This window comes from Lelliottia sp. RWM.1 (assembly GCF_016859735.1).
GTDB lineage: Bacteria > Pseudomonadota > Gammaproteobacteria > Enterobacterales > Enterobacteriaceae > Enterobacter.
In genome coordinates this window covers 166,246-190,715 of the sequence record NZ_WLVC01000001.1, presented here as the reverse complement: position 1 = coordinate 190,715, position 24,470 = coordinate 166,246, and the positions used below count along the sequence as shown (strand labels likewise).

Annotated in this window: 26 protein-coding genes and 1 pseudogene; 15 read left to right on the top strand and 12 right to left on the bottom strand. The window is 53.4% G+C overall.

From position 1 onward, the window contains the following. Positions 1 to 7: 7 nt before the first annotated feature. The 3 genes from fimC to fimA form a co-directional block, all read right to left on the bottom strand. Entirely contained in the window at positions 8 to 700 is a 693-nt protein-coding gene (gene fimC, locus GF617_RS00910; protein ID WP_275943327.1) for a type 1 fimbria chaperone FimC, read from the bottom strand. 43 nt (positions 701 to 743) lie between these two features. After that, the gene (fimI, locus tag GF617_RS00905; protein ID WP_181622541.1) at positions 744 to 1,283 is read right to left on the bottom strand and encodes a type 1 fimbrial protein subunit FimI; all 540 of its coding nucleotides are present in this window, start codon (positions 1,281 to 1,283) and stop codon (positions 744 to 746) included. A gap of 69 nt (positions 1,284 to 1,352) precedes the next feature. Further along, positions 1,353 to 1,916, bottom strand: a complete 564-nt coding sequence (gene fimA / locus GF617_RS00900; RefSeq protein WP_181622540.1) for a type 1 fimbrial major subunit FimA — start codon at positions 1,914 to 1,916, stop codon at positions 1,353 to 1,355. Between the two features lie 319 nt (positions 1,917 to 2,235). Here fimA and folD point away from each other — a divergent pair, with 319 nt between their 5' ends. From folD to GF617_RS00875, 5 genes are all read left to right on the top strand, one after another. After that, entirely contained in the window at positions 2,236 to 3,102 is an 867-nt protein-coding gene (folD, locus tag GF617_RS00895; protein WP_181622539.1) for a bifunctional methylenetetrahydrofolate dehydrogenase/methenyltetrahydrofolate cyclohydrolase FolD, read from the top strand. Position 3,103: 1 nt separating this feature from the next. Continuing rightward, positions 3,104 to 3,316 carry a ribosome-associated protein YbcJ gene (ybcJ, locus tag GF617_RS00890; protein ID WP_181622538.1) on the top strand — a complete coding sequence of 71 codons (213 nt, stop codon included), beginning with the start codon at positions 3,104 to 3,106 and terminating at the stop codon, positions 3,314 to 3,316. A gap of 310 nt (positions 3,317 to 3,626) precedes the next feature. Next, complete coding sequence (locus GF617_RS00885; RefSeq protein WP_181622537.1) at positions 3,627 to 5,126, top strand: PTS transporter subunit EIIC; 1,500 nt, start codon at positions 3,627 to 3,629, stop codon at positions 5,124 to 5,126. Between the two features lie 84 nt (positions 5,127 to 5,210). Further along, the gene (malI, locus tag GF617_RS00880) at positions 5,211 to 6,227 is read left to right on the top strand and encodes a Mal regulon transcriptional regulator MalI (RefSeq protein ID WP_203450860.1); all 1,017 of its coding nucleotides are present in this window, start codon (positions 5,211 to 5,213) and stop codon (positions 6,225 to 6,227) included. Positions 6,228 to 6,299: 72 nt separating this feature from the next. Beyond that, positions 6,300 to 6,821, top strand: a complete 522-nt coding sequence (locus GF617_RS00875; protein WP_181622535.1) for a metal-dependent hydrolase — start codon at positions 6,300 to 6,302, stop codon at positions 6,819 to 6,821. Between the two features lie 79 nt (positions 6,822 to 6,900). Here the strand turns inward: GF617_RS00875 and cysS are convergent, their stop codons facing one another. Then, positions 6,901 to 8,286, bottom strand: a complete 1,386-nt coding sequence (cysS, locus tag GF617_RS00870) for a cysteine--tRNA ligase (RefSeq protein ID WP_181622534.1) — start codon at positions 8,284 to 8,286, stop codon at positions 6,901 to 6,903. Between the two features lie 174 nt (positions 8,287 to 8,460). Here cysS and ppiB point away from each other — a divergent pair, with 174 nt between their 5' ends. From ppiB to mnmH, 7 genes are all read left to right on the top strand, one after another. Further along, complete coding sequence (gene ppiB, locus GF617_RS00865) at positions 8,461 to 8,955, top strand: peptidylprolyl isomerase B (protein ID WP_181622533.1); 495 nt, start codon at positions 8,461 to 8,463, stop codon at positions 8,953 to 8,955. 3 nt (positions 8,956 to 8,958) lie between these two features. Then, the gene (gene lpxH, locus GF617_RS00860) at positions 8,959 to 9,681 is read left to right on the top strand and encodes a UDP-2,3-diacylglucosamine diphosphatase (protein ID WP_203450859.1); all 723 of its coding nucleotides are present in this window, start codon (positions 8,959 to 8,961) and stop codon (positions 9,679 to 9,681) included. A gap of 151 nt (positions 9,682 to 9,832) precedes the next feature. Beyond that, positions 9,833 to 10,042 (top strand): YdgH/BhsA/McbA-like domain containing protein, encoded by a 210-nt coding sequence (locus GF617_RS00855; protein ID WP_181622531.1) that lies wholly within the window; start codon positions 9,833 to 9,835, stop codon positions 10,040 to 10,042. A 70-nt stretch (positions 10,043 to 10,112) separates the two neighbouring features. Next, positions 10,113 to 10,298 carry a hypothetical protein gene (locus GF617_RS00850; RefSeq protein WP_181622530.1) on the top strand — a complete coding sequence of 62 codons (186 nt, stop codon included), beginning with the start codon at positions 10,113 to 10,115 and terminating at the stop codon, positions 10,296 to 10,298. Between the two features lie 172 nt (positions 10,299 to 10,470). Further along, entirely contained in the window at positions 10,471 to 10,980 is a 510-nt protein-coding gene (gene purE, locus GF617_RS00845) for a 5-(carboxyamino)imidazole ribonucleotide mutase (protein WP_181622529.1), read from the top strand. Then, positions 10,977 to 12,044, top strand: a complete 1,068-nt coding sequence (gene purK, locus GF617_RS00840) for a 5-(carboxyamino)imidazole ribonucleotide synthase (protein ID WP_203450858.1) — start codon at positions 10,977 to 10,979, stop codon at positions 12,042 to 12,044. The genes purE and purK overlap by 4 nt, the downstream gene beginning before the upstream one ends. A 195-nt stretch (positions 12,045 to 12,239) precedes the next feature. After that, complete coding sequence (gene mnmH, locus GF617_RS00835; RefSeq protein ID WP_203450857.1) at positions 12,240 to 13,310, top strand: tRNA 2-selenouridine(34) synthase MnmH; 1,071 nt, start codon at positions 12,240 to 12,242, stop codon at positions 13,308 to 13,310. 3 nt (positions 13,311 to 13,313) lie between these two features. Here mnmH and GF617_RS00830 read toward each other — a convergent pair whose 3' ends face one another. The 6 genes and pseudogenes from GF617_RS00830 to ybbA all read right to left on the bottom strand — a co-directional run bounded on the left by GF617_RS00830 (position 13,314) and on the right by ybbA (position 20,573). Continuing rightward, positions 13,314 to 13,973 (bottom strand): methionine ABC transporter permease, encoded by a 660-nt coding sequence (locus GF617_RS00830; RefSeq protein WP_181622526.1) that lies wholly within the window; start codon positions 13,971 to 13,973, stop codon positions 13,314 to 13,316. After that, positions 13,966 to 14,982, bottom strand: a complete 1,017-nt coding sequence (gene sfbB, locus GF617_RS00825; protein WP_181622525.1) for a virulence-associated ABC transporter ATP-binding protein SfbB — start codon at positions 14,980 to 14,982, stop codon at positions 13,966 to 13,968. Before sfbB ends, GF617_RS00830 begins: the two co-directional genes overlap by 8 nt. 61 nt (positions 14,983 to 15,043) lie before the next feature. Next, a complete protein-coding gene (locus GF617_RS00820) occupies positions 15,044 to 15,871 on the bottom strand; it encodes a MetQ/NlpA family ABC transporter substrate-binding protein (RefSeq protein ID WP_181622524.1) in 828 nt (275 codons plus the stop codon). 276 nt (positions 15,872 to 16,147) lie between these two features. Further along, positions 16,148 to 17,293 carry a porin gene (locus GF617_RS00815; protein WP_203450856.1) on the bottom strand — a complete coding sequence of 382 codons (1,146 nt, stop codon included), beginning with the start codon at positions 17,291 to 17,293 and terminating at the stop codon, positions 16,148 to 16,150. A 182-nt stretch (positions 17,294 to 17,475) separates the two neighbouring features. Beyond that, positions 17,476 to 19,890 (bottom strand): annotated as a pseudogene (gene ybbP, locus GF617_RS00810) (putative ABC transporter permease subunit YbbP). Beyond that, a complete protein-coding gene (gene ybbA, locus GF617_RS00805; protein WP_203450855.1) occupies positions 19,887 to 20,573 on the bottom strand; it encodes a putative ABC transporter ATP-binding protein YbbA in 687 nt (228 codons plus the stop codon). The pseudogene ybbP and the gene ybbA overlap by 4 nt, the downstream one beginning before the upstream one ends. Between ybbA and tesA the strand changes: the two genes are divergently transcribed. The 3 genes from tesA to GF617_RS00790 are packed head-to-tail and all read left to right on the top strand — an operon-like array spanning position 20,544 to position 22,879. Continuing rightward, positions 20,544 to 21,167 (top strand): multifunctional acyl-CoA thioesterase I/protease I/lysophospholipase L1, encoded by a 624-nt coding sequence (tesA, locus tag GF617_RS00800; protein ID WP_181622520.1) that lies wholly within the window; start codon positions 20,544 to 20,546, stop codon positions 21,165 to 21,167. The two genes, ybbA and tesA, sit on opposite strands and share 30 nt — an antisense overlap. Next, entirely contained in the window at positions 21,157 to 21,966 is an 810-nt protein-coding gene (locus tag GF617_RS00795) for an SDR family oxidoreductase (RefSeq protein ID WP_375289182.1), read from the top strand. The genes tesA and GF617_RS00795 overlap by 11 nt, the downstream gene beginning before the upstream one ends. Positions 21,967 to 22,024: 58 nt before the next feature. After that, on the top strand, positions 22,025 to 22,879 hold the full coding sequence (locus GF617_RS00790) for a co-chaperone YbbN (RefSeq protein WP_203450853.1): 855 nt from the start codon (positions 22,025 to 22,027) through the stop codon (positions 22,877 to 22,879). Positions 22,880 to 22,927: 48 nt separating this feature from the next. Here GF617_RS00790 and fetB read toward each other — a convergent pair whose 3' ends face one another. Further along, positions 22,928 to 23,710 (bottom strand): iron efflux ABC transporter permease subunit FetB, encoded by a 783-nt coding sequence (gene fetB / locus GF617_RS00785; protein WP_181622517.1) that lies wholly within the window; start codon positions 23,708 to 23,710, stop codon positions 22,928 to 22,930. Continuing rightward, entirely contained in the window at positions 23,703 to 24,374 is a 672-nt protein-coding gene (gene fetA / locus GF617_RS00780) for an iron efflux ABC transporter ATP-binding subunit FetA (protein ID WP_181622516.1), read from the bottom strand. The genes fetB and fetA overlap by 8 nt, the downstream gene beginning before the upstream one ends. Positions 24,375 to 24,470 lie beyond the last annotated feature (96 nt).

Below are 24,470 nucleotides of genomic sequence, written 5' to 3'. Positions count from 1 at the left end.
GCTCTGCTTACAGGCTGACGCGGCGCGCCGGGGTGATCGCCCCATAGTCATTCACACTCTGCCAGGAAAGCGTGCCGCCCGCAGCCGCCGGGAGGCGTTGCTGCGCCGAATTTTTAGGGGCAATCATCAGGTTATCCAGCTTCTGCCCACCCAGTTGCAGATTAACCAGCGTCACATAATACGGAGAAGCATTACTCACCTTCAGGTGATCCCCCGTTCGTTCAAAGCGTAACTGAGAGAGCGCCTCTTCCGGCGGCATCGCCAGGTTATTAGGACGAACGAACAGCTTAATGCGCGACAAAATAGCCAGTTGCAGGACGTTTTTTCCTTCCAGTGTGGCCTTATTCACTGATGGGATCGCTTTCACATTCATCCAGAAGAGGGACTCGCGATCGGTGGGCAGTGGTGCGCCTGTATAAATAATACGCAGCGTATTTTCGCTGTCAGGTTCACTGACAAACAGCGGCGGCGTAACAACGAAGCTTTTTTCTTTTTCACCACGATCGTTTTCGATCCAGGCGTTAATTAAATAACGTTCCTGCTTATTGCTGTTTGTAATCGCCAGCGATGTTTGTTTCGCTTCCGCCGGATAAATAACGCGTGTTGCGCCCAGCGCAATACCACCGGACGCACTGGCCGGCAGAGAAAAAAGCATCAAAATAAGAGAGAAGATCAGGCCTGATTTAAACATGGCGTTCATCACTACAATACCTTTAATAATATGTTCGCGGGTGTGTACGGCGTTATGGATAAATCAATGTAAACCAGACATCAGACTGAATATTGCCCGGTACAAGATGTTCGGAAATCGCCCGATAACGGGCGCTAAAATGAAAAGCAAGCTCGCTCGTTTCTAGCGGTAATGTGCTCGTCGGGGCCGTATTTGGGATAATCTGCCGTTGCTGTTCGTCAAAAAGGGCCAGCCCGACGCCACTGTTTACCGGGGCCTCTCCCGCCCGCGATGTCGCGATAAAGACCTGTGGATCTTCCGCTGGCGTTACGCCCTGAAACTGGATCCCCACGCTGCGTGAGACATCCATGCTGCAATCCACCAACCGTATGGCAAAAGGGACATTGACCGTAGAAAAACTCCCCACGCCAGAAAACGAATTGGTCCGGTACTGTCCCATTTCGACCCGCATATGTTGGCTGTCAGACGCCACAGCGCAACCGCCATTGACCAGTTCGCCTCTGATATGAACCTGCCCGCCATCCACGATGACAGTGTGTGCCATCACTGATGGTGCAAACGCGAGTGCCAGCAGCATCCTTTTCCTGATCATCTTTCATTCTCAGCTTTAGCGTGAAAGTGGCCTCCTCCCTGAGGCCGGAAACATCCCTGTGGAAAAGGCTTATTCGTATTTCATTACGAAGGTTGCATCCGCGTTAGCCATGCCAGGTTCAGTGGTGGCTGCAGTGGATTTATAACGTGCGGTAAAGCTCAGGGTGTTCGTCCCCTGAATCAGGCTCTGCGCCGCGGAGAAGGACGCGCCATCCGGGGTCAGCGTGCTGGATTTGTTATCGAGGATCTCGATACCAACACCTTTTGCTGTGTTGTCGTTGCTGCCGGACGTTACTGCCAACAACGTTTTGTCAGTTGGATCAATCTGACCGGTAAAGGCTACGGCTGCAGTTTTCGCTACCAGCGGATCACAGTCATTCAGTACGATGTTGAAAGGAATATTCGAGGTCGTGTCACCAACTTTGGTGAATTTCGCCGTACGGTATTGACCGAGATTAACAATTTGATCGGAAGACTCAGTATTCACAGAACATGCTGCGTTAACCAATTCACCTTTAAAATGTACCGTTCCGCCATTAACATAAACCGGTGTTACAGGATCTTCTGCGTGTGCAGCACCAGCGGCCAGCACCAGGGCCGCAATAACGGTTGAAGCAATATTGCTGAGTTTCATGTCTATTCCTTTAAAATGTAGAAAGCCCTTCCCGCGATAATCGGGAATAAGAAATACGTTCAATCAATTAATTGAAGGCTTATTTCAGGAGAGATAAAGTAGCGCAACAATAAATATAAAAATATGTCCAAACACTGTGATATCTCCTGGTTACATCCTAATTCCCACTAAGAAAACGCCCACACATAAAAAAGGGTTTATGCCATCAGCAAAGGGGCCAATGTGGAAATCTCGCAATGAGTGACTGACAGCGGCGCTCGCTTCTGACAAAATATAGGCAATCCCCCTTTCAAACGTTACAGACGGAATCCTCTCTCTGATGGCAGCAAAGATTATTGACGGTAAAACGATTGCGCAGCAGGTGCGCTCTGAAGTCGCGGAAAAAGTGAAGGCGCGAAAAGCGGCTGGACTTCGTGCACCAGGGTTAGCTGTTGTGCTGGTCGGCAGCAACCCGGCATCGCAGATTTATGTCGGCAGCAAACGCAAAGCGTGCGAAGAAGTGGGGTTCGTCTCCCGCTCATACGATTTGCCAGAAACCACCAGCGAAGCAGAACTGCTTGAGCTGATTGACACCCTGAATGCCGATAAAGAAATCGACGGTATTCTGGTGCAGTTGCCTCTGCCTGCTGGCATCGACAACGTGAAGGTCCTTGAACGTATTGCGCCTGATAAAGACGTGGATGGTTTCCATCCGTATAACGTTGGCCGTCTGTGCCAGCGCGCGCCACGTCTGCGCCCATGCACTCCGCGCGGCATTGTTACCCTGCTGGAGCGCTACAACATTGATACCTATGGCCTGAATGCCGTGGTGATTGGCGCGTCTAATATCGTTGGCCGTCCCATGAGCATGGAGCTTCTGCTGGCAGGTTGCACCACGACCGTGACCCACCGCTTTACGAAAAACCTGCGTCACCATGTTGAGAACGCCGATCTGCTGATCGTCGCAGTGGGTAAACCCGGCTTTATCCCTGGTGAGTGGATCAAAGAAGGCGCAATTGTTGTGGACGTGGGCATTAACCGTCTTGAAAGCGGCAAAGTGGTTGGCGACGTGGTGTTTGAAGATGCCGCAGCACGCGCATCCTACATCACTCCGGTTCCGGGCGGTGTAGGTCCAATGACCGTGGCAACCCTGATTCAAAATACTTTGCAGGCATGCGAAGAGTATCACGACGTAGAGGAAGCGTAAGATGTCCACATTTGCATTAGGTAAACACCCGCACGTTGAGTTGTGCGATCTGCTAAAACTGGAAGGCTGGAGCGAGAGTGGCGCACAGGCCAAAATCGCCATTGCTGATGGTCTGGTTAAAGTGGACGGTGCGGTTGAAACCCGTAAACGTTGCAAGATCGTCGCGGGGCAGACCGTGAGTTTTGAAGGTCAGAGTGTGACGGTGACGGCGTAAGTCGTCTGCTCCCTCTCCCACAGGGAGAGGGGACTGTTCAGCGCTATTTTTACTCTCCCTCGCATCAGGCCCTTTTTCTCTCGCCCCTTTGGGGAGAGAGGGGAATCCCCCTCCTACTCCCGACAAATCTCCCTATTTCCATCGCGGTTAATTATCGATCAACTTCAAAAAATCACTATTTCATCTGTTGAAAAGTGAAAATTTAGTTGCACGAATTTCACACTTTCCTCACGATAAGTAGAACGTTCTACTAAAACGTTATACTTACAATAACAGCGCCAATTAAAGGCGCTACTCGGGGGAAATCAGCATGAGTCTGATATCAGGGTTTGTTAAATCGTTGTCAAAGTTATCGATGATTGGTCGCGCATTAATGCTGCCAATTTCACTCCTTCCTGCTGCAGGTCTGCTGTTGGCCTTCGGGGATAAATTCCATCTGCCACTGATGATGAACGCGGGTGGCGTCATTTTTGATAACCTGCCGATGCTGTTCGCTATCGGCTCTGCTGTGGGTCTGGCATCGGAATCCGGTATCGCCGCACTCTCCGCTGCGGTGTCGGTTTTTGTCACAAACATCACCATCGGAACGGTGCTCAGCATCACGCCAGAGATGGCTTCCCAGGGTGGAAAATACGCGATGGTCGTGGGGATCCCCACCTTACAGATGGGCGTTTTCGGCGGTCTGATTTGCGGTATTCTCGCCGCGTGGTGCTACAACCGTTTCCACACCATGCAGTTGCCGGAATTCCTCGGCTTCTTCTCGGGTAAACGTTTTGTCGCCATTGCCACCGCTTTTTTATCCTTCGTTCTTGGCCTGCTGCTGCCCTACGTCTGGCAACACATCCAGGCGGGTATCGATGCGCTTTCCGTTATTGTTAACGGAGATAATCAGGCCGCATCGACCTTTATCTTCGGTCTGGTTGAACGCGCACTCATCCCGCTTGGCCTGCACCACATCTGGTATCCTTCGTTCTGGTACTCGTTTGGCGACTACACCACCCAGGCAGGCCAGGTGATCCATGGCGACCAGACTATCTGGTTCAAAATGCTGGAAGAAGGGACAAAATCCTTCAGCAGCGATACCTACCAGAATGCCGGTAAGTTCATGCAGGGTGAGTTCCCGCTGATGCTGTTTGCACTGCCTGCGGCATGCCTTGCGATGTATCACGAAGCTCACACCAAAAACAAAAAGATCGCCTTCGGCATTCTGTTCTCCGCAGCATTAACCTGCTTCCTGACAGGCATTACCGAACCAGTCGAGTTCACCTTTATTTTTGTTGCGCCAATCCTGTACGTCTTTAACGCCATTATGGCCGGCCTGGCCTACATGACGATGTACCTGCTGCATGCGCACATTGCAAAATCGTTCTCTGCCGGGTTTATCGACTACCTGTCGTTTGGGATCCTGCCATCATTTAATGGCTATCAAACCAACTTCCTGAACGCGGTCATTATCGGTATCCCGATGGCGCTGATTTACTACTTCACCTTCCGCTACGTCATTCGCCGTTTCGATGTTAAAACGCCGGGCCGTACTGAAGTCACCACCACCACGGACGATAAAACCGACACCGAAATTGCGACCGAGATTATCACTCTGCTGGGTGGCGCGAAGAACATCGACTCCGTGGGCTCGTGCATCACTCGCTTGCGCCTTGAAGTGGCAAAAAGCGATGAGGTGGATAAGGATGGTCTGAACGGTCTTGGCGCACGCGGCGTGGTCTTTGTCGGGGACAACGGCATCCAGGTAATATTTGGAGCCAGAGCACAGTTTATCGCCCAAACCATGTCCACCATGATCGGCAAATAATAAGATGCCGGACTGACACGTCTCCTGTACTCTGGGAGACGTTGTCTTATCTGGCTGATAATCGGTAAATTTCAGGGAGCGGTTTTGAAGAAAGTCAGCATTATTGATGTCGCAAAGCAGGCTGGCGTATCGGTATCTACCGTATCGCTGGTACTCCGCCAGAAAGGGAAAATCTCAGAAGCGACCATTGAGAAAGTCCATGCTGCCATCAATACGCTCGGGTATGTTCACAACGTCGCCGCCGCGAATCTTCGCGCCAATACCTCCAATCTTATCGGCCTTATCCTGCGTGATTTCAGCGACAGCTTCTCCATTAAGGTGATGGCAAGCATCGTGCTGGAGCTAGAAAAACAAGGGTTTATGGTTTTTCTCGGTCAACCGCTTAACGACCACGAACATCTTGAACGCTGCCTGCTCTCGTTTAAACAGCAAGGGGTGGCTGGCGTCATTTATCTGGCCTCGGATACGCGCACATCCTCTCTACCCGCACAAATCCGTGAATGCCCGTTACCTCTGGTTGCCGTCTCACAGTCCCTGCTGAGTGAGCCCTGCAATCTGGTGATGCGTGATAACCGCCAGGCCGCAAGCCTGGCAACCCGTTACCTTATTGAACGCGGTCACCGCAATATTGCCTACATTGGTGGACGTGAAGGCTGCCTTATTCGCGAACAGCGCCTGCTCGGTTTTCGTAGCGCAATGGCACAATACGGCCTGGTTAATCGTGAAGAGTCAGCCCCGGCCTGTAGCGACGACACCCAGGCTGCAGGTTTGGCGACACGTCAGTTGCTGGAGAAAAACAACACCATCACCGCCCTGCTTTGCCATTCACCAGATGCGATGATCGGCTCCATTTCCGGGATCCATCATGTGGGGCGCACCGTCGGGAAAGATGTGTTTTTAACCCAGCAGGTCGCACTGGTGGGCTTTGAAGATATGCTGCATGTTAATCTCACCTCTCCGTCATTCACCTACGTCTCTTCAGCCAGTGAAGAGACCGGCCGCCAGGCTGCCGGGCTGATGATTCGTAAACTGAAAGAGCCAGAACTGCAAACCCAGCGAATTACGCTTTCCGGGCAGCTTATCGCACGGGAATCCGCATAATTTCAGATTTAGCTACGCGTTACCCAGGTCGATTAACTGCTATATTTCCATGATTTACCATGGATTATTACGATGCCGACCATTATCACCCACGCCGCTGTACCACTTTGTCTGGGCTTAGGCCTGGGCACTAAAGTGATCCCTCCTCGTTTACTTTTTGCCGGAATTGTCCTTGCCATGCTGCCGGATGCCGATGTTCTGGCGTTTAAATTCGGTGTGGCCTACGGCAATATTTTCGGCCATCGCGGGTTTACGCATTCGTTGTTGTTTGCGTTCATCGTGCCAATTCTCTGTGTCCTGGTCGGTCGACGGTGGTTCAGAGCCGGGCTAATGCGCTGCTGGCTGTTTTTGACGGTCTCACTGCTCTCTCACAGCTTACTCGATTCGGTGACGACAGGCGGCAAAGGGGTCGGCTGGCTTTGGCCGTGGTCAGATGAACGGTTCTTCGCGCCGTGGCAGGTGATTAAAGTCGCGCCATTTGCCCTGTCGCGTTATGCCACGCCGTACGGGCATCAAGTGATTATCTCTGAATTACTGTGGGTCTGGCTGCCGGGGGGCGTGTTGATGGGGCTGTTATGGTGGAAGCGGAGATAAAAGCAAAACGGCAACTCAGGTTGCCGTTTTTCGTATTTGCCCCCTCTCCCAAAGGGAGAGGGTCAGGATGAGGGGAAAATTACTTACGACGCCAGGTGGTTCCCTGCGGGCCGTCTTCCAGAATAATGCCCATCTCAGTCAGACGGTTACGCGCCGCATCTGCCGCCGCCCAGTCTTTCGCCTGACGCGCTTCCAGACGTGCCTTAATCAGGGCTTCGATCTCCGCGACTTCACCCTCATCCGCCTGAGCACCGCTTTGCAGGAACACGTCCGGCTCCTGCTCCAGTAGACCCAGAACGGCAGAAAGCTTACGCAGATGAGAGGCCAGCGCATTTGCCGCCGCCATATCTTCAGACTTCAGACGGTTTACTTCACGCGCCATGTCGAACAATACGGAGTAGGCTTCCGGGGTATTGAAATCATCATTCATCACCTCCACAAAGCGCGCTTCGAAGACCTCGCCACCCGCCGGTGCAGCCGATTTATCCGTACCGCGCAGCGCAGTGTAGAGGCGCTCCAGAGCGGAGCGTGCCTGCTTCAGGTTCTCTTCGCTGTAGTTCAACTGGCTACGGTAGTGACCAGACATCAGGAAATAACGCACCGTTTCCGCATCGTAATATTTCAGCACGTCACGCACGGTAAAGAAGTTATCCAGCGATTTGGACATCTTCTCACGGTCAACCATCACCATTCCGGAGTGCATCCAGTAGTTAACGTACTCGCCACCGTGGGCACAGGTAGACTGCGCGATTTCGTTTTCGTGGTGCGGGAACATCAGGTCAGAGCCGCCGCCGTGAATATCGAAATGTTTACCCAGCTGTTTGCAGTTCATCGCAGAACACTCGATGTGCCAGCCTGGACGCCCTTCACCCCACGGGGATGGCCAGCTTGGTTCGCCCTCTTTGGACATCTTCCACAGGACAAAGTCCATCGGATTACGTTTCACGTCGACCACATCGACACGCGCACCGGCCTGCAGTTGATCCAGATCCTGACGGGATAACTGGCCATACGCCGGATCGGTCGGCACGGAGAACATCACGTCGCCGTTATCTGCAACATAGGCATGACCACGTTCAATCAGCTTTTCGGTGATGTCGATAATTTCGTGAATATGGTGGGTCGCACGCGGTTCACTGTCCGGGCGCAGAATATTTAACGCATCAAAATCGTTGTGCATTTCCACGATCATACGATCCACCAGCGCGACAAAGCTTTCGCCGTTTTCATTAGCACGCTTAATGATTTTGTCGTCGATATCGGTGATATTGCGGACGTACTTCAGGTTGTAGCCCAGGAAACGCAGGTAGCGCGAAACAACGTCAAAGGCAACAAAGGTACGGCCATGGCCGATATGACAGAGATCGTAAACCGTAATACCACACACGTACATGCCAACTTCCCCGGCATGGATAGGTTTAAATTCCTCTTTTTGGCGCGTCATTGTATTAAAGATTTTTAACATCGAAGATTCCATGTAAACACGTGTGTGGACGAAAACCGGGTATTCTACCCGTAATTCAAACCTGAAGCAGCACACAATGCAAGGTGATCGCATCCTGTGGTTATGCTATAACAAGCCCCTATATGTGACCCGAACACGGGTCGACGCACCACAATAACGGAACAGGATGCAAAAATGGTTACTTTCCACACTAATCATGGCGATATCGTAATCAAAACCTTTGATGACAAAGCGCCTGAAACAGTTAAAAACTTCCTGGACTACTGCCGCGAAGGTTTCTACAACAACACAATTTTCCACCGTGTGATCAACGGCTTTATGATCCAGGGTGGCGGTTTCGAACCGGGCATGAACCAGAAAGAAACCAAAGAAGCGATCAAAAACGAAGCGAACAACGGCCTGAAAAACACCCGTGGTACGCTGGCAATGGCGCGTACTCAGGCGCCGCACTCTGCAACCGCACAGTTCTTCATCAACGTGGCTGACAACGACTTCCTGAACTTCTCTGGCGAAAGCCTGCAGGGTTGGGGCTATTGCGTATTCGCAGAAGTGGTTGAAGGTATGGACGTTGTTGATAAGATCAAAAGCGTTTCTACTGGCCGCAGCGGTATGCACCAGGACGTTCCTAAAGAAGACGTTGTGATTACAAGCGTGACCGTCAGCGAGTAATTCGTGGCGACACTCTTTATTGCAGATTTGCATCTGCAAACAGAAGAACCGGCGATCACCGCCGGTTTTCTGCGTTTTTTGCGCGGTAAAGCGCAAACCGCCGACGCACTCTATATTCTGGGCGACCTGTTTGAAGCCTGGATCGGCGACGATGATCCCAATCCTCTCCACCGTGAAATGGCTGCCGCCATCAAAGCACTGGTCGATTCCGGTGTCCCTTGCTACTTCATTCACGGTAACCGTGATTTTCTGATCGGCACACGCTACGCCCGTGAAAGCGGTATGACATTACTGCCGGAAGAGCAGGTGCTCGACCTCTATGGCCGCAAGGTACTGATCATGCATGGTGATACACTCTGCACCGACGATACCGGCTACCAGGCGTTTCGCGCCAAAGTCCATACCCCGTGGATCCAAACGCTGTTCCTGGCCCTGCCGCTGTTTATTCGTAACCGTATCGCCGCCAAAATGCGCGCAGGCAGCAAAGCCTCCAACAGCAGCAAATCGATGGCGATAATGGATGTGAATGCTCAGGCCGTTGTCGACGTAATGGAAAAACACCATGTTCAGTGGCTGATCCACGGCCATACCCATCGACCAGATGTACACACTCTGACAACGAATGGCGAACCAGCCCACCGTGTCGTGTTAGGTGCCTGGCACAACGAAGGCTCGATGGTAAAAGTCTCGCCAGACGGCGTTGAGTTGATCGCCTTTCCGTTCTAAACCGGCTTCACATCCCCGTCAATAATCATTCTATTTTTCTGAATAACATCCGCAAATTGTTTCGATTTTAATCACCCCGTGGTCGGCTTATTATTTATCACATCAGGGCAATACGGCCCTAACACAGACAAAACACTTAAGGAATACGACCATGAAATCCATCAAAACTTTCGTTGCAGTTGCCACTCTTTCTCTGATCTCTTTCGGTTCTTTCGCTCAAAGCGTCAGCGCGACTGGCTCAACGCTTGACCGTGCAGAAGCGAAAATTGCGGCCCAGGCTGCTGAACAAGGTGCGTCTTACAAAATCACCAGTGCCCAGTTCAACAACCGTGTTCACATGACTGCAGAACTGACTAAATAAGACGCCTGATTGCCGTGCCGCCAGTAAACAGACCCGCGACAGCGACAATACGATGAGTAAGGAACGGAAAATGAAAAACATCAGCATCGTGAGCACCCTGCTTCTGACCGCAGTCCTGTCCACTGGCGCGATAGCGGCAGAGCATCGCTTCTCTACCCCTGAAGCAGGCTCGAATATTGACACCACAGTGCAGAACCATATTGATGTCAGTCGCGCCTTCGAAAAAGAGAGCCTGACTGCAGGCAATCTCCTGTAAAAACCGCATAAGCCCAAGCCGAACTGACCGCCCAACTGCGGTCAGTTTTATATTGGAAAGAAGACAACTTCGCCCTAACATTCACCGCGCAACCGTTTTCCTTGCCTGTATTACATGCTATTCTCTGTGCCCTCAACGCAGTGTGTTTCGCACCACAGGAGTTTTAAGACGCATGTCTTCCCGCAATAATCCGGCGCGTGTCGCCATCGTGATGGGGTCCAAAAGCGACTGGGCTACCATGCAGTTCGCCGCCGAAATCTTCGAAATCCTGGATGTTCCTCACCACGTTGAAGTGGTTTCCGCACACCGTACACCTGACAAGCTGTTCAGCTTTGCCGAAAGTGCAGAAGCGAACGGCTACGAAGTGATCATTGCCGGTGCTGGCGGTGCAGCACACCTGCCAGGCATGATTGCCGCCAAAACACTGGTTCCGGTATTGGGTGTTCCCGTGCAAAGCGCTGCATTAAGCGGTGTTGATAGCCTTTACTCCATCGTTCAGATGCCACGCGGGATCCCGGTTGGTACGCTGGCCATTGGTAAAGCGGGTGCGGCAAACTCCGCCCTACTGGCGGCCCAAATCCTCGCCACGCGCGACAAAGCATTGCATCAGCGTCTGCTGGACTGGCGTAAAGCCCAGACCGATGACGTGCTGGATAACCCGGATCCACGAGGTGCGGCATGAAACAGGTTTGCGTCCTCGGTAACGGCCAGCTCGGCCGTATGTTACGTCAGGCCGGTGAACCACTGGGCATTACCGTCTGGCCTGTCGGACTGGATGCCGAACCCGAAGCCGTTCCCTTTCAGCAAAGCGTGATCACCGCCGAGATCGAGCGCTGGCCGGAAACCGCCCTGACGCGTGAACTGGCACGCCACAATGCCTTCGTTAACCGCGATGTCTTCCCAATCATTGCCGACCGTTTGACGCAAAAGCAGCTGTTCGACAAATTAGGCCTGGCAACCGCACCGTGGCAATTGCTGGCTGAAAAAAGTGACTGGAATGACGTTTTTGCCATGCTGGGCAAGCTGGCGATCGTAAAGCGCCGTGTCGGTGGCTATGACGGTCGCGGTCAATGGCGTTTACGCGAGAACGAAACCGCCGAACTCCCGGACGACTGCTACGGCGAGTGCATCGTTGAGCAAGGCATCAACTTTAGCGGCGAGGTGTCTCTGGTAGGCGCGCGCGCCCACGATGGCAGCACCGTGTTCTATCCGCTGACCCATAACCTGCATCAGGACGGTATTCTGCGCACCAGCGTTGCCTTCCCGCAAGCCAATGCGGCACAGCAAACGCAGGCAGAAGAGATGCTCTCTGCCATCATGCATGAGCTGGGTTACGTCGGTGTCATGGCAATGGAGTGCTTTATCACTCCCGCCGGTCTGCTGATCAACGAACTGGCGCCACGTGTACACAACAGCGGCCACTGGACGCAAAATGGCGCATCCATCAGTCAGTTTGAGCTGCATCTGCGCGCCATTACTGACCTGCCGCTGCCACAGCCGGTGGTGAATAGCCCCTCAGTGATGATTAACCTGATTGGAACCGATCTGAATTATGACTGGCTCAAGTTACCGCTGGTACACCTGCACTGGTACGACAAAGAGGTACGTCCAGGCCGGAAAGTGGGTCACCTTAATCTGAACGATATCGACACGGGTCGTCTGAGCGCTACGCTGGAAGCCATTATCCCGCTGCTGCCGCCAGAGTACGCCAGCGGTATTGTCTGGGCTCAATCAAAGCTTAAATAGTTCGCTTACCCTCATAATTCGCGTTTCAGTAAGGCGACAAGCGAGTGGCTCCCCAGGAACGTAATAAATACGTGACTGGGGTGAACGAGCGCAGCCAACGCATTTGAAACGTGAATTATGACGGGTAAGTTGATCTTCCCCTTCCCCGGCGTAAAATTCCCGCCCATTGTTGCTCAGTTTTCTTCTGGAAGAACCATGAACGATGGAACGGACTATCGCGCGATCCTCGCATCCGATACCCCTTTAATCGACGTTCGCGCGCCGATCGAATTTACGCAGGGTGCGATGCCCGCTGCAATCAATCTGCCCTTAATGAACGACGACGAGCGTGCCGCCGTGGGTACATGCTATAAACGCCAGGGACCAGAAGCAGCCCTCGCTCTCGGCCACAGTCTGGTTCAGGGGGAACTCCGTGAGAGCAGAATCAGCGCCTGGCGCGATGCCTGTCTGGCGAATCCTGACGGATATCTCTGCTGCGCACGGGGCGGTCAGCGTTCGCATATTACCCAGGCATGGCTGAAAGAAGCCGGTGTGCATTACCCGCTGATTGCAGGAGGTTATAAGGCCCTGCGTCAGGCCGCCATTCGGGTAACGCAGGAGCAAGCGCAAAAACCCATGGTGCTGATTGGCGGTTGTACCGGTAGCGGTAAAACCCTGCTGGTGAAGCAACATGTTGACGGCATCGATCTGGAAGGGCTGGCCCATCACCGGGGCTCGTCGTTTGGCCGCACGCTGACACCGCAACTGTCGCAGGCGAGTTTTGAAAACCAGCTGGCAGTGGCGCTGTTAAAAAAAGATGCTGCACGCTGGGTGCTGGAAGATGAAGGCCGGATGATTGGTTCTAACCATCTGCCAGAGTGTTTGCGCGATCGCATGGTGCAGTCATCAATCGTCGTGGTGGAAGACCCGTTCGACATCCGCCTTGAACGCCTGCGTGAAGAGTATTTCGAACGCATGTGGCAGGCATTTTCCTCCGCATATGGCGAAGAGGCAGGCTGGACAGCGTATAGCGACTACCTGCATCACGGCCTGTTTGCCATTCGCCGCCGCCTGGGGCTACAGCGTTTTGCTGACCTGAGCGCACGTCTAGACGACGCACTCATCGAGCAGCAGCGCACAGGCCGTACCGAGGCGCACTATGCCTGGCTTGCGCCACTGCTCAATGACTATTACGACCCGATGTACCGTTATCAGCTTGAGAAAAAAACCAACAACATTGTTTTTCGGGGATCGTTTAACGACGTGGCCGCCTGGCTGGCGGCCTGATATTCAGTGCCTGTCGCGCTTGTCGGCGCGTTTCGCCAGCCAGTCGCCAACCATCTGAACAATCTGTACCAACACAATCAGCGCGATAACCGTCACCACCATCACCTGGGTTTCATACCGGTAATAGCCGTAGCGGATCGCCAGATCCCCGACGCCCCCCCCGCCGACAATCCCTGCCATCGCGGAATAACCAATCAGGCTCACCAGCGTAATGGTTAATCCGCGCAGCAATCCGGCACTCGCTTCAGGCAAGAGTACCGTGCAGATGATTCGCATCGGGCTTGCACCGAATGCTTCTGCGGCTTCAATAATCCCTTTATCAACCTCCCGCAAGGCGCTGTCCACCAGCCGGGCATAAAAGGCGATAGCGGCGACAGAAAGGGGAACGGATGCCGCAATCGGCCCAATGGTATTCCCCAGCAGGAACTGCGTTAACGGCAGCAACAGCACCAGTAAAATCACAAATGGCACAGAGCGAATGATGTTCACCAGCACCGAACTCACCAGATAGACCGCCCGGTTTTGCCAGAACAGGTTTCTGTCGGTAACGAAGATCAGAAAGCCCAGTGGCAACCCGCCAACAATCGCCAGCACCGTTGAGATGCTCAGCATCTGGAAGGTTTCGTTAAACGCCAGACCCAGATCGGCCAGTAAATCATCCACGGATCACCTCCACCTGCGCGGTACGAATGCGGATATGCTCGACAGCCGCGTCCACGGCTGGCGGATTGTGCGGCGCAGTCAGTTGCACCACCAGAATGCCCAGCGCACGCTCGCCAATATATTCAATTTTGCCGTGCAGGATATTCACCGCCACACCAAATTTCACCGCCACCTCAGACAAAACCGGCTGCTCGGCTGAATCGCCAATAAACAGAATCTTGAGCAACTGACCCGGCAGATGCTGCTGCAAACGCTCCGGCAAGGTCAGGTTCAGGGTGTGTGATACCAGCTGCTGTGTAAACGGGTGCTGCGGGTGTGCGAAGACGTCGAAAACATCTCCCAGTTCCACAACTTCACCGCCGGACATGACCGCCACACGATCGCAAATCGATTTAATCACATTCATTTCATGGGTGATCAGTACGATCGTGATCCCCATCTGCTGGTTGATCTGCTTCAGCAACGCCAGAATGGTGGCAGAGGTTTCGAGATCCAGCGCCGAGGTTGGTTCGTCACACAGTAAGACATCCGGATGATTCGCGATCGCGCGCGCAATTCCCACGCGCTGTTTTTGCCCGCCGCTCAGTTGTGCCGGATAGCGGCTGGCTTTATCGCTTAGCCCCACAAGAGCCAGGATCTCCGCCACGCGCGGCGCGATGTTGCTGGATTCCCATCCCGCCGCCTTCAGGCTAAACGCAACGTTCTGCGCCACGGTACGGGTATGCATCAGGTTGAAATGCTGGAAAATCATCCCGATACGCTGGCGCGCTTTGCGCAGGTTAGCGCCATCCAGCGCAGAGATTTCCACACCGTTGATACTGACGCTGCCAGAACATGGACGCTGAAGCGCATTCAGGGTTCTCAGCAATGTGCTTTTGCCTGCCCCGCTCGTGCCAACAATACCGAAAATTTCCCCTGCGGCAATACGCAGACTGACGTCTGATACCGCGCGGGTGGAAGGCCCACGTCCTGTCTGGAAATCGACGCACACCTTGTCTAACTCAATCATGACTACCTCAGAAATGCCAAAAGGGCAGCCGTTGCTGCCCTGTTATACACCGGCGTGATACTTACTTTGCCGTCATCCAGTCTGGTTTCTGGAATGCGTTGTACACGTTATTAGGATCGTCGATGACCGCGCGATAAGCCGGAGACTTCACGACCTCGACAATATCTTTCGCGAAAGGCTTATCCGCATCTTCGCTGCGTACTGCAATGATATTTTTCAGATTTTCGTCGAGATGTTCCTGTGCAATCGCGCTGGAGAGTTTCAGCCCTGCGGCGATCGCAAAGTTACCGTTTACCAGCGAAGCGGTTACGCCATCCAGCGTACGCGGTAATTGCGCGGCTTCAAGTGGCTTAAAGACCAGACCTTTCGGGTTGCTGGCAATATCACGCTCAGAGGCTTTCGTTGGGTCAATATTGTCTTTGATGGTGATAAGACCCAGCGACTGCAGGAAACGCAGACCGCGAGCCAGATTAGTCGGATCATTTGAGAGTGTGATTATGTCGCCCTTTTTCAACTCATCCAGGCTTTTGATCTGGCGAGAGTAGAAACCCATTCCTGCTGTCGGTACGCTCAGCAATTTCGTCAGCTTCAGCCCTTTATCCGCGGTAAATTTATCGAAATAGAGTGAATGCTGGAACAGGTTGGCATCAATACTGCCGTTAGACAGCGCCATATTTGGCTGTACGTAGTCGCTAAACTCACGTACCACAACCTTGTACCCTTTCTCTTTGAGAGACGGCGCAATCGCCTGCTTGACCATGTCTCCATACGGGCCTGGTGCGACACCAAACACGATGGTGTGTGGATCGCTGTTAGCGTGGGCAGCCTGCAAACCGCAGACCAGTAAAAGCGCAGCGGCTGCGGCGCGAAGTGTGTGGCGCAATCCCATAACATCTCCCTTTCAAAGCTGTGTTGCGTGTGCGGTGCGCCGTACGATGCGACGCAGTTATTCATTAACATGACACAGATCGCACACCTCTGTCCTTGAAATTATTTCATGATATTGCTGAATATGTCTTTGAATGTACTGAAGAAGGGATATGCGAATTTCAGGAATAGAGAGCAATACTTCGGGAAAGGCGATCGCACATAAAAAAGGCCGGAAAGCGCTCACGCTTATCCGGCCTGCAGGACTTTCCTCTCCCTTTTAGGGAGAAGGTCAGGATCAGAAGTCGTAACGCAGACGGACCAGGTTCATATCGCCCAGATCGTCGGTGCTGGAGGTGAATACGTGTTCGTAATCCACACGGAAACCGTAATCCAGCTGGAAGCTGATACCTACGCCGTTATCGATGCGCTGGTAGTTACGACCGTTCGCATATTCGATACGGTCACCCATGAAGTAAGGCTGGATGGATTTAACCGCATACTGACCGATTGGGAATTTGTAACCTGCGAAGTATTCAATACCCCATGCGTCACCAGCAAAGTAGTTATTCGTTGAGACTTTTTTGGTGGTCATGAAGTTCTGATACCAGCCGCCGCCAGCAGAGAAGGTCCAGTTATCTGGTGTCCAGCTCAACGCAGTACCTACGATGTTCTGATCATAGGTTTTGCTGTCGCCGTTTTCAGGATTACGCATGTCTGCGCGGGTGTAGTTCCATGCTGCGCCCCAGGTCAGATCATCGGTCAGGTGATAATCCAGACCCAGTGAACCACCGCCTTTACGTTTGTAACGCAGGCCATTGCCTGGCAGGTATTCGCTGTCTTCAAACAGATAGGATGCATAGATGTCTGCATCGCCTACCGTTTTCTTATATTTCAGCATCTGGCGTGAACGGTAAGTCCCGTCGTAGTCGCCGTTGATACCGTTAGCTGATGCCTGGCCAATCATGTCGTAGTCCCAGATATCAGTTTTCGCACCCACCACATCGTAGTAAACGCTGTTCTGTTGACCGAAGGTCAGCATACCCCAGGTATCGCTTTTCAGACCGGTGTACAGCATACGACGGGAAGTGTTGTTTGCGCCTTCTGCATAGTGGTTATCCCAGTCGAACAGCGCAGGAATGTTCACACCCAGCTCGTAGTAGCTTACCCAGCTGATGTCATCAAACAGATAGTAATCTGCTGCGAAACGGAAACGCGTACCGCCGTCGAAACCGTTACGTTTGTAGGAGCCTTTGTCGCCATCGCCCGTCATCATGTTGAACTGAGGACGAATACTGCCGCCAACGGTGAAGTTCAGACGGCTCAGCGGGTTACCTGCCTGGGGATCTTGTTTAAGAACAGTGAGTTCCGCCTGGGATGCGAAAGACGTCAATGCCACTGCTGCGCCGATCGTTGTCGCCAGCGCTGTTTTTTTTATAGTCATTATATTTCCTTGATAGACACGCTGCTAAATATTTAGCAGGTGAATATTAACTGGAAATAATATGGCTGTGTGGGCGGGTTTTTAATGATTTGTGCTACTAAAAGTAGAGGTATTACCTATTTGTGCTACTAAATGATTACGCACCAGTATATAAACCGGCGCGCAATCATCACGGATGGGAATTAACTCACAAACTGGCGGAACAGCGCCTTGCCTTTTAAGAGCCGGATGCCAAGCCAGCCGCCGCACAGCGACAACAACACCGCACCACAGATTGGCAAGGTAAACCAGAGCCGCCAGTCAGGCTCCCACGGGAAGTCAAACACTCTGGTTTGCAGTACTGCCAGCGCCGTTTCTGCGCCAATGGCCGCGACCAGACCTGCCACCAGTCCCAACAGGGCGAATTCACACCACAAGGTGGCGCGCAGCAGGCGTTTACCCGCACCCAGTGTGCGATACACCACCAGTTCCTGATGGCGCTGACGCATCCCGACCTGAACCTGCGCCAACAGTAATAGCACCCCGCAAATCGTCACCAGAACAACCATCACCTCCAGGGCGCGACTCACCTGATCCAGCACCTGTCCTACCTGTTTCAGGATCGCCCCAATATCGAGCAAACTCACCGTCGGGAATTCACGGTTAAGCTGCGTCAACATGCCATTGCCGTTCTCCCAACGGAAACTGGTAAGCCAGCTCTGAGGTTGCCCGTCCAGCGCCCCTTCCGGGAAAATAAAGAAGAAGTTCGGACGTAAACTTTCCCAGTCGACCTTACGCAGGCTCGTGACTGTGGCGCTAAAGTCTTGCGTATCTCCGGTGAACGTCACCTTGTCGCCCAGCCCGACATTCAGCCGCTTCGCCAGCCCCTCTTCCATCGAGACCTCCCCTGCTTTTGGCGGCCAGGTTCCGGCGGTAATCGGGTTATGATCCGGACGCTGGCTCTGCCAGGTCAGGTTCAGCTCACGGTTGAGCGATTCATCCTGATTTCCCTTCGTTGTCTGGCCGTTGATTTGCGTCAGACGCGCGCGAACAATCGGATAGAACGACTCCGGCACAATCTGGTGCTCAGAGAGAAACGCCTTCAGCGGTGTCACCTGCTCGGGCGCAATGTTGATCAGAAAGTAGTTCGGGCTCTCCGGTGGGAGTTGCTGTTGCCAGCGCTCCAGCAAATCCCCCCACAATACCAGCAACAGTGCCAGCAGCATAAACTACAGGGAAAATGCCGAAAGCTGGCTCAGGGTTGACCAGGGCTGACGCAATAAACGATTGATTGCCAGACGCACAGGCAGCGATTTCACCGTCAGCCCTTTCAGCACATTAAGCAGCATCCAGCCCAGCACGCCACACAGCAGCGCCAGCACGACAGCGCCCGCCAGAACAGCCCACAGCAGCGTGCTGCCGCCCATCAACCAGGCCAGAAGCCCTACCGAAACAGCCACAATAATGGGCAGATAAAACTTCAGCGGCCAGACGTTCGCCACCACATCACGGCGGAGAACACGCAGAGGTTGTGTCGCCAGGAGCAGGCGATAAGGACGCAACCCCACCAACAGTGAAATCACCACCATTGCTCCAATGGCCCAGAGCCACGGCCACAGGCTGGCCGGGGGGAGAGCCGCAGGCAAAACGGGTTTAAGCAACACCATTAGCACATTTTCGAACAACAGCCCCATCGCCCCACCAGTAACCGCCGAGAGCGCCAGCACCATCAACCACTGGCCGACAATCAGCTTACGTAGCTGCACCCTGCCCGCACCGAGCGTTTTGAGGATTGCCACCAGGTCATAGCGGCTGCGGCAATAGTGTCCCATAGCAACGGCCACCGCGGCCACCGCCAGCAGCAGTGTTAACAGTGCCGAGAGCAGCAGGAACTGCTGAGAACGTTCAAGCGATTTGCCGAGCGCGCCCTCATCCTGTTCCAGCCCGTACCAGCGGTGTTCCGGTTTAAGCTGCGGCAACAGCCATTTTTCATAAGATTCAAGCTGTGCAGGCGTACCGCCAAATTTATAGCGCCAGGTCACGCGGCTTCCTGGCTGTACCGCATTGGTTTTCGCAACGTCAGCCGTGTTCATCAGCAAACGCGGCGCAAGCTGGAACGGATTAAAACCAGAGTCGGGCTCCTGAACCACTTCACCGGCAATTTTCAGCGTGGCATCGCCGACGTCAATGTTATCGCCCGTTTTCAGGTTCAGTAAGGCCATCAAGCGGGGAGCCAGCAGCACCGTGCCGGGTTCAGGTTTTAGACCCGGCGGGCTGGTTTGCAGTTCGCCATACATCGGGTAGATATTATCGACAGCTTTAACGCTGGCCAGTTGTGGCATATCACCCGCAAATGTCATGGTCTGGAAACTGAGCTGCTCGCTCACTTTCAGTCCCTGCTTGCTGGCCTCGGTTATCCAAGCTTGCGGCACTTCCCGCGAGCTTTGCAGCGCCCGATCTCCCGCCATAAACTCACGACTTTGCTGGCTTAAGCCCTTCTCCATGCGATCGCTGACGCTACCAAGCGCCAGCACGCATGCCACCGCCAGGCTCAACGCCAGCCAGACAATCAGCAGCGAGGGTGAGCGCCATTCGCGCCAGAACCAGCGGGCGATCATGCTTCCTCTTGCAAAAGACCGTTCACCAGCCGCAGACGGCGATCGCAACGCGCCGCCAGTTGTGGATCGTGAGTCACCAGAATCAGCGTTGTGCCGTGCTCACGGTTCAGTGAAAAGAGCAGATCGGCAATTTTATCTCCCGTCTGACGGTCAAGATTGCCGGTTGGCTCATCGGCAAACAGCACCTCAGGGCGGCCATTGAAGGCCCGCGCCAGCGCGACGCGCTGTTGCTCACCGCCGGAAAGCTGCGCCGGAAGATGGTCAAGACGTTTTCCCAGACCCAGTTGTTCCAGCAATGCTTTGGCGTGATCGCGGCTCTGGCGGGTATTTTCACCGCGTAGCAGGCCCGGCAACTCTACGTTTTCCAGCGCGTTGAGAGTAGGGATCAGCATAAATGACTGAAAGACAAACCCAATATGTCTGGCACGCAGTGCGGCACGCGCCTCTTCATCAAGCGAGTGCAGCGGCTGGCCGACCAGGTTGACCTCTCCGCTACTGCCGTCATCCAGACCGGCCAGAATCGCCAGCAGGGTGGATTTCCCGGAACCGGATTCGCCTATCAGCGCGATGGTTTCAGCGCGTTTGACAACGAGTTCAACTCCGGTGAGGATGGAAAGCTGGTGTTCACCCTGACCGACGGACTTCTTAAGACGATGAACTTCAACAATGTTTTCCGCTGGCATTTGCCCTTCCTGTTTTTGATTCTGATGACTTTCCGCGCGGCGGCTGCGGACACAATTCTCGTTCTGGGCGACAGCCTGAGTGCGGGCTATCGGATGGCCGCCAACGCGGCGTGGCCTGCACTGCTGAATGATAAATGGCAGGCAAAAACACCGGTCGTCAACGGCAGTATTAGCGGCGATACCTCGCAACAGGGGTTGTCACGTCTGCCTGCATTACTCAAACAACATCAACCGCGCTGGGTGCTGGTCGAGTTAGGTGGTAACGATGGGCTACGCGGCTTCCAGCCACAACAAACGGAACAAACGCTACGCACCATATTGCAGGATATTAAGGCGGCGAATGCAAAACCGCTGCTCATGCAAATTCGTCTGCCCGCCAACTATGGTCGTCGGTATAATGAAGCCTTTAGCGCGATCTACCCTAAGCTTGCCAAAGAGTTTGATATTCCGCTGCTGCCATTTTTCATGGAAGAGGTCTATCTGAAACCCCAATGGATGCAAGACGATGGTATTCACCCCAATCGCGATGCTCAGCCGTTTATTGCCGACTGGATGGCGACACGACTGGCTCCCTTAGTTAAACATGACTCTTAATCCAGTGGAGATCCTGACAGGTAAAGTTATGCAAAAATCGGTCTTAATAACAGGATGTTCCAGCGGAATTGGCCTTGAAAGCGCCCTTGAATTAAAACGCCAGGGATTTTGGGTACTGGCCGCTTGCCGTAAACCCGAAGACGTCGACCGCATGAACGGCATGGGTTTTACGGGCGTATTACTGGATCTGGATTCCCCGGAAAGCATTGAACGTGCCGCCGATGAAGTGATAGCGCTGACCAACAACTGTTTGTTCGGCCTGTTCAATAATGCCGGTTTCGGCGTGTACGGCCCACTTCAGACCATCTCCCGTGAACAACTGGAGCAACAGTTTTCCGCCAACTTCTTTGGCGTGCATCAGCTCACTATGCGCCTGCTGCCCGCCATGCTGCCGCACGGTGAAGGACGTATCGTGATGACCTCCTCCGTGATGGGATTAATTTCAACGCCGGGTCGTGGCGCTTACGCCGCCAGTAAATATGCGCTGGAAGCCTGGTCTGATGCATTACGCATGGAGTTACGCCATAGCGGTATCAAAGTGAGCCTGATAGAGCCAGGCCCTATCCGCACGCGCTTTACGGACAACGTCAACCAGACTCAGTCCGATAACCCGGTAGAAAATCCCGGCATTGCGGCACGTTTTACCCTGGGGCCAGAGGCGGTTGTCGCCAAAGTACGCCATGCTTTTGAGAGTGAACGTCCAAAATTGCGTTATCCGGTCACACTGGTGACCCATGCCGTCAGCCTGTTAAAGCGCCTGTTACCCAGCCGCATGATGGATAAAATTTTACGCGGGTGAGTTGAAGCGTCACGCCTTACCCCCATGTACTTATCAAACTGATAACTGAGAATGCCGTATGTCCGTACAGAATATTGTCAACATTACCGAAGCGAACCTGCATCAGACGCTTGAACAGTCGATGACAAAACCCGTGCTGTTCTATTTCTGGTCTGAACGTAGCCAGCACTGTCTGGAGCTGACACCCGTGCTGGAACGTCTTGCCGCTCAGTACAATGGTCAATTCATCCTGGCAAAACTGGACTGTGATGCCGAGCAGATGGTGGCTTCACAGTTTGGTCTGCGAGCCATTCCAACCGTTTATTTGTTCCAGAATGGTCAGCCTGTTGATGGCTTCCAGGGCCCACAACCTGAAGAAGCGATCCGCGCCCTGCTGGACAAAGTACTGCCGCGCGAAGAGGAGCTGAAAGCACAGCAGGCACTCGCACTGATGCAGGAAGGCAAACACGACGAAGCGCTGCCGCTGCTGAAAGACGCCTGGCAGTTGTCGAACCAGGATAGCCAGATTGGCCTGTTGCTCGCGGAAACGCAGATTGCGCTGCACCGTTCTGACGATGCCGAAGCTGTGCTGAAGACGATCCCAATGCAGGATCAGGATACGCGTTATCAGGGACTGGTAGCGCAAATTGAGCTGTTGAAACAGGCCGCGGATACACCGGAAATTCAGCTTTTGCAGCAACAGGTTGCTGACAAGCCGGATGACGCTGCACTGGCGAGCCAACTGGCGCTGCAACTGCATCAGGTTGGTCGCAACGAAGAGGCGCTGGAGTTGTTGTTCAGCCACCTGAAGAAAGATTTGGCGGCAGCCGATGGTCAGGCTCGTAAGATGTTCCAGGAGATCCTGGCTGCGCTTGGTACAGGCGATGCACTGGCGTCGACATACCGTCGTCAACTGTACGCCCTGCTCTATTGATAAAAAAAGCCCGGCGGCGCTACGCTACCGGGCGTTAAAAACCGACGATCAGTCTGTTTTTTTCAACTGCGTCACCACCAGTTGATGCCGCGAGTTATAGAACTTCCGATAGGTTAAGTAGCAGGCAATAATGGTCGACAGGCTGGCCGTAGAGAGCAGCATAAACGTCACCATAATCTGATACTTAATCGCTTTTACCGGATCGATCCCGGCAAAAATCAGCCCCGACATCATTCCCGGTAAACTCACCAGACCAACCGTTTTCGCCGAATCCACCGTTGGGATCAGCGAGGAACGAATGCTGTCGCGGATAAGCCGTGCTGAAGCCACTTTGGGTGTCGCCCCCAGGCTTAGCTTCTCCTGGAGTTGCTGCTGCTCACTGCTGAAACGTTGCCCCAGATTGTTGTAGCACAACCCCACCGCGACCATCGCGTTACCGGCAATCATCCCGGAGATGGGGATCACCTGCATGGGGGTAAACTCAATTGAGCCGGACAGTACCAACACGGCCAGTGTCAGCGCGGTTCCTGTGGTGATGGCGATAAATGAAGAGATAAATGCTTTATCGATATACTTGCTGCGCTTCTGCGCATTCCAGGCCGCATTAAAGCAAATAAAGAGCACCATCAGCAGCGTCAGTACCGCGTGATTGACGTTGAATATGTACTTCAGCACGTAACCAACGATGATGAGCTGAATCACCGCCCGGCAGATACTCCACAAAATGTCTTTTTCCAGCCCCAGCTTCTCACGATGACTCACCACAATCGCCACCAACACCAGCACCATCGACAGCGCCAGAGATTCGTTGGTTATATTATGCTCACCCACGGTTCGCCTCCTGCATTTTCCCGCCCTGCGGCTGAAGTGTAATTACATCATCCGCATGGGTAATTTCGTTTGAATCGTGCGTCACCCAGAGCACAGCGATGTTTTGCTCACGGGCGTAGCGGTGGATGATGTCATTTACATTGCGCTTATTGTTGTCATCCAATGCACTGGTGATTTCGTCCAGCAGCAGCACCTTCGGTAAAAACTGCAGGTTGCGAATTAATGAGACGCGCTGTTTTTCCCCGCCAGACAACTCAGTAACAGACTTCGTCAATGTGTCCGACGGCAAGCCAAATCGCTCCAGATCGGCAATCAGTCTTTCTGGCTCGGGCGATTTAGCGCGCAGTTGCCATGGGAAGATCAGATTGTCATAAACCGTCTCACCAAACAGAGAAGGTGTTTGCACGCAATAGGAGACCTGCTGGCGGTAATTTTCCGGGGAAAGCGTGGCAATATCTTTCCCTTCAAAGAGAATTGTTCCCTCAGTTGGGCTGAGCAAAGAGGCGATGATCTTAAGAAGTGTGCTTTTTCCGCACCCCGAAGGGCCGGTTATCAGTTTAAATTCACCCGGTGAAAGGCAAAAATCGACGTGCTGCAGGATCGTGTTTTTGCCCACACGATATCCAACATCCTTGATATGCAAAATGACCTGTTTGTCGTTCATATTTTTTCCAGTACCCACACCTGCCACAAAGACTTATTCAAGACTTAAACGCCATTTTCCTTTTCATATCCATCAGGCAGTCTCACTTAAGTAACG